16 protein-coding genes are annotated in these 19,788 nt (G+C 46.8%); 12 read left to right on the plus strand and 4 right to left on the minus strand.

Features of this window, described 5'->3' with window-relative positions; translation table 11 throughout:
• Positions 1 to 10 precede the first annotated feature (10 nt).
• Positions 11 to 955, minus strand: coding sequence for an AraC family transcriptional regulator (locus tag NSS67_RS04470; RefSeq protein ID WP_339318503.1), 945 nt, complete (start codon positions 953 to 955; stop codon positions 11 to 13).
• A 140-nt stretch (positions 956 to 1,095) separates the two neighbouring features.
• Between NSS67_RS04470 and NSS67_RS04475 the strand changes: the two genes are divergently transcribed.
• The 5 genes from NSS67_RS04475 (at position 1,096) to NSS67_RS04495 (ending at position 8,852) form a co-directional block, all read left to right on the plus strand.
• Positions 1,096 to 3,561, plus strand: coding sequence for a glycoside hydrolase family 38 C-terminal domain-containing protein (locus NSS67_RS04475; protein WP_339318504.1), 2,466 nt, complete (start codon positions 1,096 to 1,098; stop codon positions 3,559 to 3,561).
• A 121-nt stretch (positions 3,562 to 3,682) separates the two neighbouring features.
• Complete coding sequence (locus NSS67_RS04480; RefSeq protein ID WP_339318505.1) at positions 3,683 to 4,159, plus strand: glutathione peroxidase; 477 nt, start codon at positions 3,683 to 3,685, stop codon at positions 4,157 to 4,159.
• Between the two features lie 250 nt (positions 4,160 to 4,409).
• On the plus strand, positions 4,410 to 6,044 hold the full coding sequence (locus NSS67_RS04485; protein ID WP_339318506.1) for a formate--tetrahydrofolate ligase: 1,635 nt from the start codon (positions 4,410 to 4,412) through the stop codon (positions 6,042 to 6,044).
• 338 nt (positions 6,045 to 6,382) lie between these two features.
• Positions 6,383 to 7,747: an FAD-dependent oxidoreductase gene (locus NSS67_RS04490; protein WP_339318507.1), complete on the plus strand. Its 1,365-nt coding sequence runs from the start codon at positions 6,383 to 6,385 to the stop codon at positions 7,745 to 7,747.
• Positions 7,748 to 8,024: 277 nt separating this feature from the next.
• Positions 8,025 to 8,852, plus strand: coding sequence for a formate/nitrite transporter family protein (locus NSS67_RS04495; protein WP_339318508.1), 828 nt, complete (start codon positions 8,025 to 8,027; stop codon positions 8,850 to 8,852).
• A gap of 138 nt (positions 8,853 to 8,990) precedes the next feature.
• Here the strand turns inward: NSS67_RS04495 and NSS67_RS04500 are convergent, their stop codons facing one another.
• Entirely contained in the window at positions 8,991 to 9,191 is a 201-nt protein-coding gene (locus NSS67_RS04500; RefSeq protein ID WP_339318509.1) for a hypothetical protein, read from the minus strand.
• Between the two features lie 83 nt (positions 9,192 to 9,274).
• Between NSS67_RS04500 and NSS67_RS04505 the strand changes: the two genes are divergently transcribed.
• The 3 genes from NSS67_RS04505 to NSS67_RS04515 all read left to right on the plus strand — a co-directional run bounded on the left by NSS67_RS04505 (position 9,275) and on the right by NSS67_RS04515 (position 11,721).
• Positions 9,275 to 10,495, plus strand: a complete 1,221-nt coding sequence (locus tag NSS67_RS04505) for an MFS transporter (RefSeq protein ID WP_339318510.1) — start codon at positions 9,275 to 9,277, stop codon at positions 10,493 to 10,495.
• Between the two features lie 70 nt (positions 10,496 to 10,565).
• On the plus strand, positions 10,566 to 11,096 hold the full coding sequence (locus tag NSS67_RS04510) for a GNAT family N-acetyltransferase (protein ID WP_339318511.1): 531 nt from the start codon (positions 10,566 to 10,568) through the stop codon (positions 11,094 to 11,096).
• A complete protein-coding gene (locus NSS67_RS04515; protein WP_339318512.1) occupies positions 11,077 to 11,721 on the plus strand; it encodes an MOSC domain-containing protein in 645 nt (214 codons plus the stop codon). The genes NSS67_RS04510 and NSS67_RS04515 overlap by 20 nt, the downstream gene beginning before the upstream one ends.
• A 304-nt stretch (positions 11,722 to 12,025) precedes the next feature.
• On the opposite strand, the gene NSS67_RS04520 is transcribed toward NSS67_RS04515, so the two are convergent.
• Positions 12,026 to 12,574, minus strand: a complete 549-nt coding sequence (locus NSS67_RS04520; RefSeq protein WP_339318513.1) for a GNAT family protein — start codon at positions 12,572 to 12,574, stop codon at positions 12,026 to 12,028.
• 230 nt (positions 12,575 to 12,804) lie between these two features.
• On the opposite strand from NSS67_RS04520, the gene NSS67_RS04525 reads away from it, so the two are divergent.
• Positions 12,805 to 14,511 carry a glutamine--tRNA ligase/YqeY domain fusion protein gene (locus tag NSS67_RS04525; protein ID WP_339320501.1) on the plus strand — a complete coding sequence of 569 codons (1,707 nt, stop codon included), beginning with the start codon at positions 12,805 to 12,807 and terminating at the stop codon, positions 14,509 to 14,511.
• 74 nt (positions 14,512 to 14,585) lie between these two features.
• Here the strand turns inward: NSS67_RS04525 and NSS67_RS04530 are convergent, their stop codons facing one another.
• A complete protein-coding gene (locus tag NSS67_RS04530) occupies positions 14,586 to 15,809 on the minus strand; it encodes an MFS transporter (RefSeq protein ID WP_339318514.1) in 1,224 nt (407 codons plus the stop codon).
• 386 nt (positions 15,810 to 16,195) lie between these two features.
• Between NSS67_RS04530 and NSS67_RS04535 the strand changes: the two genes are divergently transcribed.
• The 3 genes from NSS67_RS04535 to NSS67_RS04545 are packed head-to-tail and all read left to right on the plus strand — an operon-like array spanning position 16,196 to position 19,726.
• The gene (locus NSS67_RS04535) at positions 16,196 to 18,052 is read left to right on the plus strand and encodes an ABC transporter ATP-binding protein (RefSeq protein ID WP_339318515.1); all 1,857 of its coding nucleotides are present in this window, start codon (positions 16,196 to 16,198) and stop codon (positions 18,050 to 18,052) included.
• Entirely contained in the window at positions 17,982 to 18,659 is a 678-nt protein-coding gene (locus NSS67_RS04540) for a response regulator transcription factor (protein ID WP_339318516.1), read from the plus strand. The genes NSS67_RS04535 and NSS67_RS04540 overlap by 71 nt, the downstream gene beginning before the upstream one ends.
• A complete protein-coding gene (locus NSS67_RS04545; protein WP_339318517.1) occupies positions 18,656 to 19,726 on the plus strand; it encodes a HAMP domain-containing sensor histidine kinase in 1,071 nt (356 codons plus the stop codon). The genes NSS67_RS04540 and NSS67_RS04545 overlap by 4 nt, the downstream gene beginning before the upstream one ends.
• The last annotated feature ends 62 nt before the right edge of the window (positions 19,727 to 19,788 follow it).

Genomic DNA, 19,788 nt, shown 5'->3' on the forward strand with positions numbered 1-19,788 from the left:
AGTCCTGAGATTATTCAGGGCTGCTTCTTTTCGTTGTTTCGCTTGTGTCTACCGTCATTCCGAGCTGCTGCTTACGGAAGCTCAGCGGGCTTAGTCCGTAATGCTTTTTAAATGCCCTGCTGAAGTAGCTGAGATCGGAGAAACCCGCTTGTTCTGCCGATTCGGAGACGAGTGCGTCTGGAAGGCGAAGCAGCTCGGCTGCTTTTTCAAGCCGGATTTGGTTCATTCGTTCCACTATTGTTAGTCCTGTCAGCTTCTTGTACTGCCGGGACAGATGACCGTAGCTCATATGCAGTGATGCAGCCAATTCGGCTACACTCAGGCGATCTCCCTGATAATCCTCCAGATAGATCTCCACCTTACGGACCAGCGGGTCCTGATGGGTTCTGGACAATCCCGTTTGTCCCTCCATCGACTGCTGAAGGTGACAGAGTTGTTCCAGCAATCCGACGAGCAGCAACTGCAGCCCCAGTTCCGAACGGTTCATGGCGGCCTCCCGCAAGAAATGAATCAGCATGGGGCCAAAGCCATCATTATCACGATAAGCGCCGGGTTTCCATCTATGAAGCCCTGTCAGCCGTGAGTATAAGGAATCTCCAGTTAAGTCCTCACTCTCCCCGTCAGCGCGGCGAATGCGCCAGCGGAAGCACAGCCCCTCATGCGGATTGCCCCGGGTGTATGTATGGGAATGAACCATGCCCGGAGGAATCAGGAAAAATTCATTCTCCCGTACACAGATGGATTCCCCGTCAAACCGCGTATCCAATTGTCCGGTCAGCACATAGTTAAACTCGAACCAGGTATGTACATGAGGCGGGCATTTGCTGGCGGTGCCAATATGTTCAAAAATGATATCTACCCATTGGATAGCAACGTCCATCACGCGTATTTCATGACATAATCTATTGAAAACAGGCGGAAGAGCGCTTTTCCACTCGTTGAGTTCCAATTTCATTTTGGCTTCTTTCCTTTTTTTTTGAAACGATTATATCATAATTGGACAAATAAACGTGTGATTTGGAAATGTACGCCGGCGCTGCGCGGCCTCACAATGGTAATGAGAGATGGATTATATTACTCAAGGAGGCGGCAAGAATGAAAAGACTGCATTTGCTCAGCAATGCCCACCTGGATCCTGTATGGCAGTGGGAATGGGAGGAAGGGGCTGCAGCAGCGGTATCAACCTTTCGCGCGGCGGCGGAATTTTGCGAGGAGTATGATGGATACGTTTTCAATCATAATGAAGTGATTCTCTATAAATGGATTGAGGAGTACGAGCCGAGGCTGTTCGAGCGCATCCAGCGATTGGTCAAGGAAGGCAAATGGAGGATCATGGGCGGGTGGTACCTGCAGCCCGATTGCAACATGATTTCCGGTGAGTCATTCGTCCGTCAGATCCTGCTGGGCAAAGCCTATTTCCGGGAGAAATTCGATGCAGAGCCAACGACTGCGATCAATTTTGACTCTTTTGGGCATACCCGAGGGCTGGTACAAGTCCTCCAGCAGGCCGGTTATGATTCATATATTTTCATGCGTCCTGACGAAATGGAAGCACTTCCTGCAAGGGACTTCATCTGGGAAGGCTACAACGGTTCGAAGGTGATGGCTCACAAAATCGAAGGTGGCTACAACACACTCATGGGCAAAACTTGCGAGAAGATCGAGCGGTGGCTCAGCGATCATAGTGATGCGGACACCGGGCTTGTGCTGTGGGGAGTAGGGAACCATGGCGGCGGACCGTCGCGCATTGACCTCACCCAGATCGGCGAGCTGATGGCGGAGCGGGAGGATGTTGAGATTATTCACTCCACACCGGAAGCGTATTTCGAGGACTTGCGAGCGGTAGACTTACCGTCCTTTGCGGGCGATCTCAATCCCCGGTTTGTCGGCTGCTACACATCCATGATCCGGATTAAGCAGAAACACCGTCAATTGGAAAATGAGCTGTTCATGACCGAAAAAATGCTGTCGACGGCGGCGCTGCAAGGCCTGTTGAAGTATCCCGCGGGTGAGCTGCATGAAGCGCTGTGCGATCTGCTCACTGCCCAGTTCCATGACATTCTTCCTGGCACCTCGGTGCAGCCAGCGGAAGAGGCTTCGCTGCGCCAGATCGACCACGGACTGGAAATCACTGCGCGCCTGAAGGCCAGAGCCTTCTTCGCACTGGCCTCGGGTCAGCCCAAGGCGGCGCTCAAGGAATATCCGATTCTGATCTATAATCCGCATCCGTTCCCGGTTAAGGGTGTATTTGAATGTGAATTTATGCTGGAGGACCAGAACTGGAACGAGGAGCTCTCCATGCCTATGGTTTACCGCGATGGACAGCTGCTCCCTTGCCAGCCGGAGAAAGAGCGCAGCAACCTGAATCTGGACTGGCGCAAACGAGTGGTCTTCGAGGCAGTGCTCGCCCCGTCTTCCATGAATCGCTTCGACAGCCGGATCGCAATGGTGGCGGAGAAGCCACTTCCGCAGCTTACAGAGCGGGAGGGCATTTTCCGGTTTGAGACTGACGAGCTGCGCGTGGTCATTAATGCCAAGACTGGCCGGATGGATGAATATACGGTCAGAGGGGTCTCGTACCTGCGCCAGAATGCGTTTGCTGCATTGGTGCTGGAGGATAATGAAGATCCATGGAGAATGGATACCATCACTTTTGACCGCGTAGAAGGCGTGTTTGAGCTGATGAGCGAAGATGAGAGCGGTATTTTCTCAGGCGTGAAGAATCCGCTCCCGGCTGTACGGGTCATTGAGGATGGAGCGGTTCGCACGGTGATTGAGGCCGTACTGCATTACGGGAATTCCCGCATCTGTCAGCTTTACAAGCTGCCTAAGCAAGGCACTGAGATTGAAGTCGAGCTGCGTGTGTACTGGAATGAGAAGGACAAGCTGCTTAAGCTGTCTATTCCTACTGTTCTTGAGCAAGGGGATTTCCTGGGTCAAACGGCCTTTGGCGTGAATCCGCTGAACGGGGAGGGCAATGAAGTCGTGGCCCAGAAGTGGATCGCGGTGGAAGAACTGGCTCAGAACATGGCAGTTACCTGCATCAATAACGGAACATACGGCGGGGATTTCCGCCAAGGAGAGGTGCGTCTGTCGCTTCTGCGCGGTGCGGGTTACTGCGCCCACCCGATCGGCGATCGTCCGATCATGGTGCAGGATCGCTTCCTGCCACGGATGGACCAGGGCGAGCGCAGCTATACCTTCTGGCTGAATGCCGGAGAGCTTGCTGACCGAAAAGAAGTGATCGACCGGGAGGCGCTGGCTCATAACGAGCAGCCATACGCACTGTCCTTCTTCCCGTCAGGAGAAGGGGAACACCTAGAATCCTTTATCGTCTTGGAGGATGAGCGGATTCAGCTCAGTGCGTTCAAGAAAGAGGAGCAGGGTGACGGGTACATTCTCCGTCTGTTTGAGCCGACCGGCTCTGGCGGTTTCACCATCGTCAGCATTCCTTCGCTTGGTATCCGCAGGGAAGTAAGCCTGCAAGGGTTCGAATTCAAGACATTTCGAATTTTTCCTGCATCGGGTACCTTCGAGGAGGTTCCGCTTTGCGAGCGATAATACACCAGCAATGCTCGGAGAATCCAGAGAGATAAGGATCATCACATTTTGCATTCCGGCAGCGATAGGGTAAGATGAAAATGAAAGAAAGTCGATAAACATACGAAGGGATGGAAGCACAATGTCTATCTACAAATTTTCCGGCGTTACACCTTCGGGTAAAGAAGTATCCTTTACGGAATATGAAGGCAAGGTGCTGCTGATTGCCAATACAGCCAGCAAATGTGGACTTACACCGCAGTACGGAGATCTTCAGAAGCTTTACGAACAGTATGGAGATCAGGGGCTTGTAGTATTAGGCTTCCCCTGTAACCAATTCGCTGGTCAGGAGCCGGGTACAAGTGAAGAAGCTGAAGAATTCTGTCAGATTAATTACGGTGTCACCTTCCCCGTATTTGCCAAAGTTGATGTGAATGGGCCGAATGCCAACCCTCTTTTTAATTATTTAAAAGAGCAACAGCCGGGTACTGGAGACAGCAGCGATATTAGCTGGAATTTCACGAAGTTTCTTATTGATCGCGACGGTAATGTAGTGGCTCGTGTTGAGCCGAAGGAATCGCCAGAAACGATGAAAGAACATATTGAGTCCTTATTGTAGCCATTTAGGGTCTGATGATTTGTTATTTGATAAGAATCCTTTCGACCTCGGTCTTTGGCCGAGCCTCGACGGGATTTTCTTTTTTACATAGGACTAAGGAATAGTCGCCTTGAATTTCAATGTGATAAATTATACTTGACGCTTTACAGAGACCATGTATCCTTTGAAGAGAATGTAATGCCCATGCAAAAAATATGCATAAAGCGTGGAATGCAGCAGGATAATAACGGCAGGAGGGTTTTATACAAGCATGAAGTTAATTACAGAGGTAGCATCACAAGCGGGAATCGACGAGCAGCATCTGGAACTATACGGAAAATATAAAAGTAAACTCTCGCCGTCCTTATGGGAGGACATGAAGAACAAGCCAGATGGCAAGCTGGTATTGGTCACTGCGGTGAATCCCACCCCTGCTGGTGAAGGGAAGACCTTAACAACCATAGGACTGGCACAGGCGCTGAACGCAGCAGGTGTAAAGACGGTAGCTGCCTTACGCGAGCCATCCCTCGGACCATGCTTAGGCATGAAGGGAGGGGCCACTGGCGGCGGCAAGTCGCAGATCGTTCCGGCAGATGAGATTAATTTGCACTTTACAGGCGATATTCATGCGGTGACTTCAGCGCATAATTTATTATCTGCGATGATTGATAATCATATCTTCCAAGGTAATAAGCTGGGGCTTGATCCACAGCGTATCGTTTGGAAACGCGTGATGGATATGAATGATCGCAGTCTGCGGAACGTCGTGACAGGGCTCGGAGATGGAAATGGAGTCGTACGGGAAAGCGGCTTTCAGATTACGACAGCGTCTGAGATTATGGCCGTGTTATGCCTATGCGATAATCTGAGTGATCTGAAGAAGCGTCTGAACCGCATTTTGATTGGTTATGACCAAGAAGGTCAGCCTGTAACGGCCGAGCAAATAGGAGCTGTTGAAGCAATGACAGCGCTGCTGAAGGAAGCGGTCAAGCCTAATCTGGTGCAGACCCTGGAGGGCACTCCAGTGATTGTACACGGCGGCCCATTTGCGAATATCGCACATGGCTGCAGCAGTGTTATCGGTACTCGTTATGCACTGAAGCTGGGAGATGTAGTGGTCACGGAAGCAGGCTTCGGAGCGGATCTTGGTGCAGAGAAATTTATGGATATTAAATGCCGGCAAGCCGGACTAACGCCATCGGCGGCTGTGCTTGTCGTGACGGTAAAATCCCTGAAATATAACGGGGGTGTGCCTAAGAATGAGCTCCAAACTGAGAATCGGACGGCACTGCGCTCTGGATTGTCTAATTTGGAACGTCATGTAGAGAATCTCGGCAAATTTGGGGTACCTGTTCTTGTTGCCATTAATCATTTTGAAGGCGACAGCCCAGAAGAGATTAATGATGTAGTGGAAGCTTGTCGCCGCTTGAACGTTCCTGCTGCTATATCTAAGGTGTGGGCAGAAGGTAGTGCGGGCGGACAGGAGTTGGCTTCAGAACTGAAGAAGCTTCTGGACCACAGCGACACCGAGCACTTTACTCCTTTGTACGAGAATGATCTCGACATCTCTTCCAAGATCACCAAGATCGTGCATGAAATTTACCGTGGTGCAGAGGTTAACTTTTCTCCTGCGGCGAAACGCAGCCTAGCAGTGATCGAGCGACTCGGATTAAATGATCTTCAAGTATGTATGGCGAAGACGCCCTATTCCTTCTCGGACCAGCCTAGATTACTTGGCGCTCCTGGAGGTTTCACCATTGGCATACGTGATATCACCCTTTCGCTCGGTGCAGGTTTTGCTGTAGTCATCACGGGCAATATCGTTACGATGCCAGGTCTACCGGCTAAACCAGCTGCTGAGGCGTTATGGATGGATGAGGATGGCGAGATTCACGGTTTAGTGTAAATTTAGTTTATGATCAGGCTTCTCCTGTTGTATTAGGGGGAGCCTTTTTTTGCGTGTTATAAGAAAGTATATCCTGCGGGATTAGAACATAATGCCCTACTTTCATGGCAAAGCTAATGAGACCGCACTCGGCAGCGGTGGCGAAAGAAATATTTAAAATTGTGAACAATCTGAGGATATAGGTGAAAAAGACTTGTAATGTGATAAATATCACAATATAATCAGTTTATAAAGTGAAATAAATCACAACTAACCCATTGTTGATCAGATTCGATAATTGATCGGTCATGCAAGTCCAATTATATAACCCGATTGTCCATTTGAAGGAGGAAGAAATAATGAAAGTAGCTGTCATTGGATGTACCCATGCTGGAACTGCCGCAATTGTAAATACCGCTCAACTTTACCCGGATGCCGAGATCACTGTGTATGAGCGTAATGATAATATTTCCTTCTTATCCTGCGGAATTGCTTTATACGTTGGTGGAGTAGTTAAAGATCCACACGGGCTGTTCTATTCTTCCCCAGATAAGCTTGCAGAGCTTGGTGTAAAGACCAACATGCGCCATGAAGTGACCGAAGTGGATACGAAGTCCAAAACGCTTCGCATTCGTAATTTGACAACTGGACAGGAGTTCGCTGATACCTACGATAAGCTGATTATGACTACGGGTTCATGGCCGATTGTTCCGAAGCTGGAAGGACTTGAGCTGGAAGGTGTCTTACTTTGCAAGAACTATGACCATTCCAACACCATTATAGAAAAAGCTAAACAAGCAAACAAAATCACAGTCGTGGGCGCTGGTTATATCGGCGTTGAATTGGTGGAAGCCTTCCAAATGAACGGGAAGCAAGTCACACTGATCGATGGTGAGGATCGTATTCTGAATAAATATTTGGACCCAGAGTTCACTGCACCGATACAACAATCCTTTAAGGATCATGGAATTAAATTGGCTCTAAATGAGAAGGTCAGTGCTTTTGCTGGCGAAGGCGGTAAAGTTACCAAGGTTATCACAAGTGAAGGGGAGCATGAGACGGATCTTGTTATTCTCTGCATTGGCTTCCGTCCAAATACTGAACTCTTAAAGGGTCAAGTGGATATGCTGCCTAATGGTGCAATTTTGGTCAATGATTATATGCAGACTAGTTGCCCAGATGTGTATGCCGCTGGTGACAGCTGTGCGATTCATTACAACCCTACAGGTAAGCATGCGTATATTCCACTTGCCACAAATGCCGTACGGATGGGTACCTTGGTTGCACGTAACTTGGTGACAGAGACAATTCCTTATATGGGGACTCAAGGGACTTCGGGCATTAAAATTTATGAAGACAATATCGCTGCTACCGGTCTTACTGAAGAAGGAGCCAAGGCTGAGGGAATAGACGTAGAGACTACCATGATTATTGACAACTATCGTCCAGAATTCATGCCAACCTTCGAGCAGGTCCAATTAAAAGTAGTATTTGATCGCGCTACACGCCGTATTCTCGGAGCACAAATCATGTCCAAGATGGATCTGACCCAATCGATCAACACAGTGTCTGTATGTATTCAAAATAAAATGACGATTGACCAACTTGCCTTCATTGATTTCTTCTTCCAACCTCATTACAACAAGCCTTGGAACTTCCTGAATACAGTAGGTCTTCAATCGCTGCCGACAACAGTATCAAGTAAAGAAACCGTAACGGTGTAACGTAATTGCATAAGAATAATCAGGCGAATGAACCGAGGCTATTTATGGCTTCGGTTTTTTTGCGATGTGAAAAGTGGTACTATTTACCTTTAAAATAATTTGGATCCTATTCTGACATTTGTAATTATGTAAGCATCACGCTAAATTTGACATGTCAGTGAAAACTTTCACTTAGTTTTTCATTAAGTGATAATTATCACGTTAATGTGTTTTGTGACACGCTACAATGGTCATAAAGGAACAAATTTTAAGTAAATAGATGAAGGGGATAAGAATCATGGCTTATAATAAACCGCAGCAGATTGCCGCAGTAACAGTCGAGAACGGCATTAAAAAGGCTCACAATCCTTTAAGTACCGTACTTATTCTGGGCTTTCTGGGAGGAGCGTTTATTGCGCTCGGATTTTTACTGGATATTCGCGTCATTGCTGGCGCACCACAAGAATGGGGATCCATTGCTAACTTTATTGGGGCTGCAGTGTTCCCTGTTGGATTGATTTTGGTACTGCTCGCAGGAGGAGAACTACTGACAGGCAATATGATGGCCGTGCCGCTTGCTTTTATGGCCAAGAAGATATCTTTCTGGGAAGTTATCAAGAATCTCGTATTGATTACACTCAGCAATCTAGCTGGAGCTTTGTTTGTAGCTTATTTTTTCGGTCATGTGGTGGGTTTAACCGCAGACGGTGTGTATTTGGAGAAAGTAGTCGAAATGGCTGGACATAAGCTAGAGGCTGGATTCTTGCCAGCATTTGTTTCCGGTATCGGTTGTAACTGGCTCGTAGCTCTGGCGGTATGGCTCTCCTATGGGGCGGATAACTTCAGTGGCAAAATCCTCGGTATCTGGTTCCCGACTATGGCTTTTGTAGCTATCGGCTTCCAGCACGTTGTAGCCAACATGTTCTTAATCCCAGCTGCAATTTTTGAAGGGTATTTCTCATGGGGAGAATACTTCCAAAACTTTGTACCGGTATGGCTAGGCAATTTGACGGGCGGTGCGATATTTGTTGCGGCAGCCTATTGGATGGCTTACCTGCGTAAAGAGCCTGCGGCCATTCAATCCGTAGACAGTAAGTCCGGCAGCGCTGTGAAAAAACACGCCTAAACCTATCTTATAGAGCACTCCTTAGAATCATTCGAGGGGTGCTTTTTGCTGTATAGACAACACAAAATTCGCCGTGATGTAATCGAATTCGGGGGAACGAATTCGGATGCACGGCGAATTTTAGAAGGGGGAGTGTTTCTAGGCTCTATTACCCTGATTATGTAATAATGAATCACTTCGTTTTAATAAGTCTGCTTTACGGACGACAGCGGCAACTATAAAATATAAATAGACGCCCTGATCCATGGGGAACGGAGCCGCTTTTTTCTCAGCTACGGTAGAAGTTAGACCGAAATAAGAGGTAGAGTATACAGTGACTTTATCACGATGCAACGTCAATGTGTTTGCTTGCTCCAAGCCCTGTTTTGGGATGATACTGGATGGAATAATGACACATATATTACAGGGGATGTACACTACTTATGAAGTTTTTACAGGCTTATCCTAAAGAAGTTAAAATATTTTTAATCGCCAGCCTTATTAACGCAACGGGTAGTGCATTGATGTGGCCACTTGTCACGATGTATGTTTTTGATGAGCTTGGACGCAGCATGTCGGATGCTGGACTAGTGATTCTTATTCAATCGGTTGGAGGGATCGTGGGTCAATTACTCGGGGGCTCACTCTATCATAAGGTGGGTGTAAACCGGCTGATTGTCGGAGCGCTGGCCATGAATGCACTTGCGCTGTTCACTTTGCCAGCAGCAAGTAACAACTGGATTTTGTTTATGGCCGCAATGGGACTAGTAGGACTTTTTAATTCACTGTCATTACCTGCGATTCAGGCGTTTATCGGCTTTCGTTTTACGAAGCAGCGCGGAGAGCTGTTTAATGTTATTTATGTCGCCAATAATATTGGAGTAGCACTGGGTACGGCGTTAAGTGGTTTTCTGGCCGATATTTCTTATATGCTCAGCTTTGTGATGAACGGCGTAACTTCAGCGGTATTTGCGGTATTCTTTTTTGTATATCTCAAGAAAGTCGGAGGAGATTCTTCACAGGAGGTCGCAGAACACCAGAAGGCTGGTCCTGAGAAACAATCCACATGGAAGCTAATGGGGCATACACGGATTTATCTTTATATGGGGATTGCCTCCATGTTCCTGCTGTTAGGGAACTCTATTTGGAATACAGGAGTATCTCCATTCATTATTTCTGAAGGCTGGCCTAAGAAAACCTATGGTTTTCTCTGGACGCTGAACGGTATTCTTATCTTTGCGGCGCAGCCGCTCGTAACGGTGATTAAACGCTGGTTCGCGTCTACCTCAACGGCGCAAATGACAGTAAGTGCTCTATTTTATTTGGGTGGGTATGCTGTTCTTCTATGGATGCCGACCTATTCAGGGCTAGTGCTTGGGATGGTACTCGCTACGCTTGGGGAAATGCTGATATCTCCAGCCATGCCTTCCTTTATTTCGGATCATGCGGGACGCAGTGCCCCATTCTATTTAGGGCTAAGTGGAGGCATGGGGGCAGTCGGCAGGGTGATTGGACCCTATTTAATGGGTAGGTTATACGATAGCGGGGGCTTAGCGCCTACCGCATGGTTGGCATGTGCGATGGCGCTGCTGTCCGTAGGATTCTTCCTCGTTCATGCGTATATTAATCGCCGAGGCAATTCGCTGGAGCGGACTACAGGGTAGTTATGCATGGTGGATTTAGTTGATCTGCTGTGAATTCTATAGAGGTGCGAGGCAAGGGGTGTACATCTTTATGAAACTAAGCAATAGGGATAGGTTTATAATAAGGCTCTCAGAGATCAAAGATGTGCGGGAACTGATTCATCTGGACCATATGATCTGGACGGAGGACACTAGCCCGGGGCCATTAATGTGGCGTTCCCAAGAGGATTATCTACTGAATGCTCCCCCGGGTTCGCAGCTAGTAGCGCTACAGGATGACAAGCTGTGCGGATATGTTGGGTTTGGCTGTCCTAGTCGAATGGAGAGTAATAGGCATGTGTGTGAAGTCAATATTGCGGTTCATCCGGATTATCAACGTTTAGGTATTGGCCGACAGCTCATGGAGGCCATTAAGGAACATGCTGCGGGGCATGCCATTCGTAAGCTTCGTCTACGCGTATTATCCTGTAATGAATCAGCGCTATCTTTTTATCGTAAATGCGGTTTTGTGGAAGAGGGACGTCTGCGGGAGGAGTTTTATCTTGGCGGCCGTTACGTGGATGAGATATTTATGTACTGCATGCTGACAGGAGGCAAAGGATATGGAGATCATCTCGCTTAATGTGGGGCGGCCGGTAACGGTGGATTATCGGGGCAAGCCTTTGGAGACTGGGATTTATAAAATGCCTGTAGAGGGATCAATTCAACTACAAGTGAGCGGATTTGATGGAGATGGCCAAGCAGATCTTAAACATCATGGGGGCCCTGATAAGGCAGTTTGTGCCTATCCCATCGAGCATTATGCCTACTGGGAGAAGCAGCTTGGGAAGAAGCTCGAATACTCAGCCTTCGGAGAAAATATAACAACAGCGGGGCTTCTGGAGACAGAGGTATGCATTGGCGACGTGTACGAAATAGGCACTACTTTGCTGCAGGTGAGCCAGCCACGATATCCTTGCTTCAAAATCTCACAAAAGCACGGGCCTGCGGATTTACCAGCTCAAGTGCTGGATACCAGATACAGTGGGTTTTACTTGCGTGTGCTTCGTGAAGGAAAGATTTCAACCGGAGATGCAATTGTCAAAAAAGAAAATGGAGCTGGTAATGCGCCCGTGGCGCATGTACTGCATTTAATGCAGGCTGGTCTTCAAGAGGAAGCTGCTCTGGCAGAACTTGTGGAGCTGGACGTTCTCTCTGCCGTAGTTCGGAACAAGTTTAGGAAACAACTAGGTATGCCAGAGAGTTAGACCCTGTCTGGGACAGCTTACGAATAAACCTGCAAAAGTACATTTTTTTATGATACGCGGAGGGTTAAAGCAATGATTCCTGCAAATCTGCAGGTATTCTTACTTCAGATGAAGTCACCGAGCTATAAGTGAGGATATACCTGTACATTCGCAGATTTAGGATTTAATGAGGAGAATATCTGCTCAAGAAACTGTACCCATGCAGGTTTCCTTTAGTCCAGCGAAAGGTACGGATGAAAAAAAGGGACTGTCCTAAAAGCCATGAAATGGCTGCTTGGGAGAGCCCCTTCTTTGTTTACGTAAATTAGCCGAGCAGCTGCCACTCACTACGCAATAAACCGTATACGGCGTGGTTCACATAGCCATCAGGCAGTTTCTCTACCTGTCTAATCACACCCTCAAGCACAAATCCAAGCCGTTCTGGAATCGCCCTGCTGGAAACATTGCCGGTCGCGCAGCGAATTTCTACACGTTGCAGCTCCATCTCCAGTAGTGCATAGTCCACTAGAACCCGACAGGCACTAGTCATATACCCTTTGCCTTCATATCCTTCACCAAGCCAGTAACCGATCCCGACGGATCGGTTATGCCAGTCAATCTGATGATACCCAATTACACCTGCTAATTCACCGCGAACCCATAGCCCAGCGGTAAAGCCACCATTGTCGGTGCTTTGTTTAACCGCATTTTTGATGAAATTTAGAGTGTGAGCCTGCTCCGTAACGGCATCCACCCAAGGGAGCCATTGTCTTAGTCGTTCCCGCGAGTGCTCTACTAACGTGAATAAATGGCGAGCGTGCTCTGGCATAAGCGGCTTTAACATAAGCTCTTCATCGATGACATAATTAAACAAGCGGTTGCCTCCTTTTCGGCACAAGGCCTTATGTATGATTATGGATTATTTCTTATGATTATCATGCTACTCTATCGTCCAGACAGAAGTCAAAAGGTCTAAAGATGCTAAAAAATGATCTATGTCCTATGTTCCCTTTTATTGAACAATCTACGGTTAACGGGTATATTAGTAGGAAACATGTTTATACAAGAAGTAGTGTAACACTACAGAACGAAAGGTTGATAGCTGTGGAGAACCGTAGCACCCCCTCCAATTTTATTAAGAATGTTATTACCGAAGACCTCCGTACAGGTAAAGTTAAGGAAGTTGTCACACGCTTTCCGCCGGAGCCGAACGGTTATTTACATATCGGACATGCCAAGGCGATCTGGATTAACTTTACACTGGCGGACGAGTTCGGTGGTAAGACTAACTTAAGATTTGACGACACGAATCCGGCTAAAGAGGATATGGAGTATGTGAACTCGATTCAGGAAGATGTGAAGTGGCTCGGTTATGAATGGGAAGAGCTGCGTTTTGCATCGGATTATTTCGAGGAGATGTACAAGCGTGCCGAATTATTGATTACGAAGGGCAAAGCTTATGTCGATGACCTCAGTGCGGATGAAATTCGCCAATTGCGGGGAACGCTGACGGAGCCAGGAAAGAATAGTCCATATCGTGATCGTAGCATTGAAGAGAATTTGGATCTGTTCCGCCGTATGCGTGCAGGCGAATTCAAGGACGGTGAGAAGGTACTTCGCGCCAAGATCGATATGTCTTCCCCGAACATTAACCTGCGTGATCCTGTAATATACCGTATTACACACGCACATCACCATAATACAGGCGATAAATGGTGTATCTATCCAATGTATACGTTCGCTCATCCGCTAGAAGATGCTATTGAGGGAGTCACTCACTCTCTTTGCTCGTTGGAATTCGAAGATCAACGCCCATTCTACGATTGGGTCGTAGCTGAATGTGAGATGCCAGCTGTCCCACATCAATATGAATTTGGCCGTCTGAATCTGGCTCAAACGATGACTAGTAAGCGTAAGCTGAAGCTGCTTGTAGATGAAGGACATGTGGACGGCTGGGATGACCCACGGATGCCGACGATCTCCGGTCTGCGCCGCAGAGGATATACCCCGGAAGCGATTCGTAAATTCGTGTATGAGGCGGGGATCTCCAAGAGCCAAGGTCTGGTGGACCTGCAAATGCTGGAGCACTTTATCCGTGAAGATCTTAAGCTAACTGTACCGCGTACAATGGCTGTGCTGCGACCGCTTAAGGTTGTAATTACTAACTACCCTGAAGGCCAAACGGAATGGCTTGAAGCAGAGAATAATACAGAGAATGAGGAAATGGGTGTACGCCAAATTCCGTTCTCCCGCGAGATTTATGTGGAGCGTGATGACTTTATGGAGAATCCGCCGAACAAATATTTCCGGTTGTTCCCTGGCAATGAAGTGCGTCTGAAGCATGCTTATTTCATCAAATGTAATGAGGTTATTAAGGATGAGAATGGCGAGGTTGTGGAGCTGCATTGTACGTATGATCCAGAAACGAAGAGTGGCAGCGGATTTACAGGTCGCAAGGTAAAAGGTACTTTGCATTGGGTTGAAGCTAGCCAAGCGGTTCCTGCGGAATTCCGTTTATACGAGCCTCTGATTTCTGCGGAAGAAGCGGATGAGGTTGTGGAAGTTGAAGGATTGGATTCCTCGGTAGAGAAATCGGAGCCTAGCTTCTTAGATCAGCTTAATCCTAAGTCCATTGAAATCTTGCAAGGTTTTGTTGAACCAGCCCTAAAGGATAGCGTGGCTCAGGATAAATTCCAATTCTTCCGTCACGGTTACTTTAATGTGGATAGTAAATATTCGGCGCCAGGACATCTCGTATTCAATCTTATCGTTTCACTGAAAAGTTCATTTCAGCCTCCTAAACAAGGCTAAATAGATAAACCGAGCAAGTAAAAAGAAGGCTCCAACGTCCTGAATAGGTACGTCTGAGCCTTCTTTTTTTTGAATTATAATATTTCGATTTCGCAGATCTCGTCCTCTTCCTCTGAAGGAGGGTGGTACCCACCACTGTTAACAAAGAGCCACATGAAACCAAAGCCAAGCGTTCCAAAGAGTGTCATGAATACACCGGCCTGATACATGCTCTGTGCACCTAGATTCTGATACATCCATCCTCCGAGAAGACCTCCAATAATACCGGCTATACCGCTCCAGCTGAGCGTGTAGAGCGCTTGTCCGGAAGAACGGTAAGACCGTGGAATCAGGAGCATCGTCAATTGAGTACCTACATAGAAGAAGCCGCCGAACGTTATGCAGTGTAAAATCTGAACGAGCACCACTTGAAGGGCTGTAGTGGCTTCAGCCATAAACCACCAGCGCAGAACAAACAAACCACTTACCAATGCAAGCCAACCGAGCAAAACAGAAATTTTACGTTTAAGTAGTCGGTCACAGAGAACAAATACACCTACCTCCAAAATAGAGGACAGGAATACCGCTAGACCAATCATTTTTTTAGAACCGCCCAGATCCGTAATATACAAAGATATAAATGTGGTGTTCATAGTGTTCGGTATGGAAACCAGAATACCAAATAATAAAAAGCACAAGAAGAAGGGATTAAAAATTAACTTGCTCATGCCCTTAAACGGCATCGGAGCCATCACGATGGTATGGTTAAGTTTAGGTAATACAAGAATGGATAGTATTGATGCAAACAGTAACGCTGTAAATAGATAGGACAGGATGGATACATTAGCCCAATCAAGGATAAAACCGGCGACAATCGCTATGATAGCCCACCCCAATGAACCCCAAAGCCGGAAAGAACGGAAGCGGTGGTTGGTTCCATCAATATAGCTGAGAATCATCGTGTTGCTTTGAGCGAATAGCGGTCCTTGAAAAAAATAAAATAAAATAATGGAGTTGTAGATCGTTTCATATGTATTTGCTCGAAACATTGATTGGGATAACACTAGCATTCCGATTAACATAAACAAAATGATACGGCGTATATTCTGAGTACGGTTTGTCCAGAACGCCCAGAATGGATTCGCAATAATGGACACCAATGCTCCAACAGAGAATAAGGCACCGATCTCTAATTTAGTCATCCCCACATCCAGCAGGTACAGCTGAAAGAAGCTGGTGAAGAGGACCATGGTTCCGTATACAAAAAAATTGAACCATTTTAAAGACGTGATAGAAGACGGAATAACGCCTTTTCGCAAATGGTTCACTCCTTTCTCACTAAATATCTTGCCTGGAGTATAATTGCCAATATTAGGCCCTTCTATCACTGTAACACGTGTTGAAAAGGGATACAAACACCCTTTTTTACTTTTTTACATTATTTTGGAGTTTATTTATGTTTGAGACGATAAGCGACAAAAAACGCATGAAATAAGAGCATAGGTGGTATATATGTAAAGCGTAACGGGTGTTATTTTGACCAGTGGCTATTCCCGGAAGATGGGAAGTGACAAGGCGCTGTTGGAGCTTGACGGAATACGGGTTTAACTTCAGTTTACAATCTGATTATAGTATGGGTTTAAGGCGAGAAAGATAGTACTACACTTTCCTCGTAGAGCTACCAAGAAAAGAGGGAGTTAATATTATGAAGAAATCCGAAACCAAGGGCAAGACGGCACTGAAGCCATTTCTAACGCTACTAAGAGAAACCAAGCCTTCATACGGCTTATTGGCTATAGCCATTGCACTAAGTATGATATCAACATTGGTCAGTTTGGTGATTCCGATGTTCACAAAGAATCTGGTGGATGGCTTCTCATTGGCCTCTGTTAGCAAGCTGCAGATTGTAGGCATAGCAGCTGCATTTATTGCCCAGACCATTGCTGGAGGGATCTCCATCTATCTGTTGAATTATGTTGGGCAGAAGATGGTTGCAGGTCTACGGGATCGGCTATGGCGTAAATTTCTAGTTCTACCTGTGGCTTATTACAACGACAACCGAACGGGAGAAAGCGTCAGCCGCATGACGAATGATACAGGGATCATCAAAACGCTGATTTCTGAACATTTAGCCAGTTTATTTACCGGAGTGATTTCCATAGTGGGCTCTATTGCAGTGCTGTTATTTTTAAACTGGAAAATGACGCTTGTTCTGTTCACCGTGCTTCCTTTATCTGCGTTGATTCTGGTGCCGCTTGGTCGGCAGATGTACAAAATATCCAAAGGTATGCAAGACGAGACAGCTTCCTTTACCGCTACGCTTAGTGGTGTATTGTCAGAGATCCGTTTGGTGAAATCTTCAGGTGCAGAGAAGAAAGAATATGAGGCAGGCAAGACCGGAATTATGAACCTGCTCTCCTTTGGCATACGCGAAGGCAAGATTAGCGCTATGATCAGTCCGCTCGTTTCCTTTGTATTTATGATGCTGCTAGTGGTTATTATCGGTTATGGCGGAATGCAGGTATCTTCCGGTGTTCTGACGGCGGGTGAACTAGTCGCCTTTATTCTTTATCTTATTCAAATCATTATGCCACTTACTCAATTGACCACGTTCTTCACACAAATTCAGAAGGCCAAGGGTGCCTCAGAGCGTATTATTGAGACCCTGGCGGCGGAAGAGGAAGTATATGAAGGACAGGTGGAGGCGAATGGCACAGAGGGGCCAATCTCGGTAGAGGGTTTAAGCTTTGGATATAAAAATGGTGAGAACGTATTGACCGATGTAAGCTTCCGTATGCTTCCGGGTCAGGTGACGGCTATTGTCGGACCGAGTGGGGGCGGTAAGACCACATTGTTCTCGTTGCTCGAACGATTTTATGAGCCTCTGTCAGGACTGATTAAGCTTGGTGACATGCCAGTGTCTACTTTCTCACTGCGTTCGTGGCGGAAGCTTATAGGGTACGTCTCACAGGAAAGCCCACTATTGGCCGGTACGATTGCTGAGAATTTAACCTACGGATTAGATCGGGACGTTAGCAGGGAGGAAATGCGCTCCGCTGCAGCAATGGCTTATGCCGATGGCTTTATTGATGCACTTCCAGAAGGATATAATACGGATGTTGGTGAAAGAGGCGTGAAGCTGTCTGGTGGACAACGGCAACGGATTGCCATTGCCAGAGCACTGCTGCGGAATCCGAAGATTCTTATGCTTGATGAAGCTACTTCCAGTCTCGATAGTCAATCGGAGGCGGTGGTACAGAAGGCGCTGTCCAATTTGATGAAGGGCCGTACCACGGTTGTAATTGCTCATCGTTTGGCTACGGTTGTAAATGCAGACCAGATTATTTTTATGGAAAAGGGTCAGATTACCGGAATGGGAAGACATGAAGAGCTGCTGGACAATCATGAGCTATACCGGGAATTTGCCACCCAGCAGCTACAAATGAATAACCCTGAGGTTCGTGATAATGAAGAGGAGGCTCCAGTGATCGATGACAAAAATACTAGTAGTGGACGACGATCCGCACATCCGCGAATTGGTAGAAGTATTTCTGAGAGCTGAGGGGATGGATGAGATCTATGGGGCTTCCGATGGACTGGAGGCTCTTCAGCTTCTCGGGAGCAACAACGTAGATTTAGCCATTATTGATGTGATGATGCCCAATATGGACGGCTGGGAGCTATGCCGGCGGATGCGCCAAAACTATGATTTCCCGATCTTAATGCTGACCGCCAAAGGGGAAACCTCACAAATTGTAAAAGGGTTTGAGCTGGGAAGCGATGATTATCTGGTCAAGCCATTTGAGCCGGTTGTACTGATTGCGAGAGTTAAGGCGCTGCTCAAGCGCTACCAGATTTCTGCCGCGCAAAGTGTGACCGTGGGTCGATTGCGAATGAATCGCAAAACCTATGAGGTCTCCTCGGAATATGGAGAGATCACGCTACCACTTAAAGAGTTCGAGCTCCTATTTAAGCTAGGCAGTTATCCGGGTCAGACGTTGACTAGAGATAGGTTGATCGAAGAGATTTGGGGTTATGATTTTGAGGGGAATGAGCGAACGCTGGATGTGCATATCAACCGTTTACGTGAACGTTTTAATCAAGATAACTATGGGTTCGTTATTCGGACGATCCGTGGTCTTGGTTATCGGTTGGAGGGTCATGCATGAAAATGCTTAAGAGTATTGCGCAGCATACTTTAATGTTTATTGCTTTTTTTGGTGCAGCTGCGCTTAGCTGGACTGCGGCTTATTTTCTAATGAACAAATTGAGTGCTGCTTGGGGTTGGTCACCCTCAGAGTATGTTTTGCAATTGATTACTGTTTTAGTTGGCTTAGTGATTTTGATGCTGATATTCTTGTTGTTTTCCACCTTCTTTCGCGGCTGGGAACGTGTTCTTTATAAATCGATTATTGATGGGATTCGCCGTATCTCTAAGGGAGATTTTAATGTTGTACTTGAACAAAATAGGGAATACCGTGAATTCGGCGAAATTGTAGAGAGCATTAATGAAATGGCTAGTGAGCTGAGCCAGATGGAGACTATGCGCCAGGATTTCATCTCCAATGTATCGCATGAAATTCAATCTCCACTAACTTCCATTCGAGGGTTTGCGCTTGCATTGAAGGACGAAACCTTAAGTAAGGAGAGTAGGAGGCACTATATTGATATTATTGTGGCTGAGAGCACCCGCGTATCTGGGCTCAGTGATAATTTATTGAAGCTTTCGGCGCTCGAATCGGGCAATTTTCCGTTTGAAAATCAGGTCTATCGCCTGGATAAGCAGCTTAGAGATACGATTCTGGCTTCTGAGCCACAGTGGCTGGAGAAAAATATTGAGGTAGAGGCTGAGCTGGAAGAAGTGAAGTTCTCTGCGGTTAAAGATTTAATGACCCAGGTCTGGACTAATCTTCTTCATAACAGCATTAAATTTACTTCTCAGAATGGATGTATTCATATCAAGCTTCGAACAGTAGATGGGCGAGTAGAGGTGGAGATTCAAGATAGCGGGATTGGTATCTCTGAAGAAGACCTACCACGCATCTTTGATCGCTTCTATAAGGCAGACAAAGCTAGAACCGCGAGCGGGGGAGGTAGTGGACTGGGCCTATCGCTGGTGAAGAAGATCGTTGAGCTGCACGAGGGTAAAGTAACCGTAGCTAGTCGACCTGGTGAAGGGACGGCTTTTATAGTGAGCTTGCCAGTAAAAAATACAAATGAAATAAATAGTAAGTAGAGCAGAGTAGCTATCTTTTATCTTAAACGAAACGCCGCTTTCCCCAGAATGCTTGGGGAAAG

Origin of the sequence: Paenibacillus sp. FSL R10-2734, from assembly GCF_037963865.1 — a bacterium.
Taxonomy (GTDB): Bacteria; Bacillota; Bacilli; order Paenibacillales; family Paenibacillaceae; genus Paenibacillus_AQ.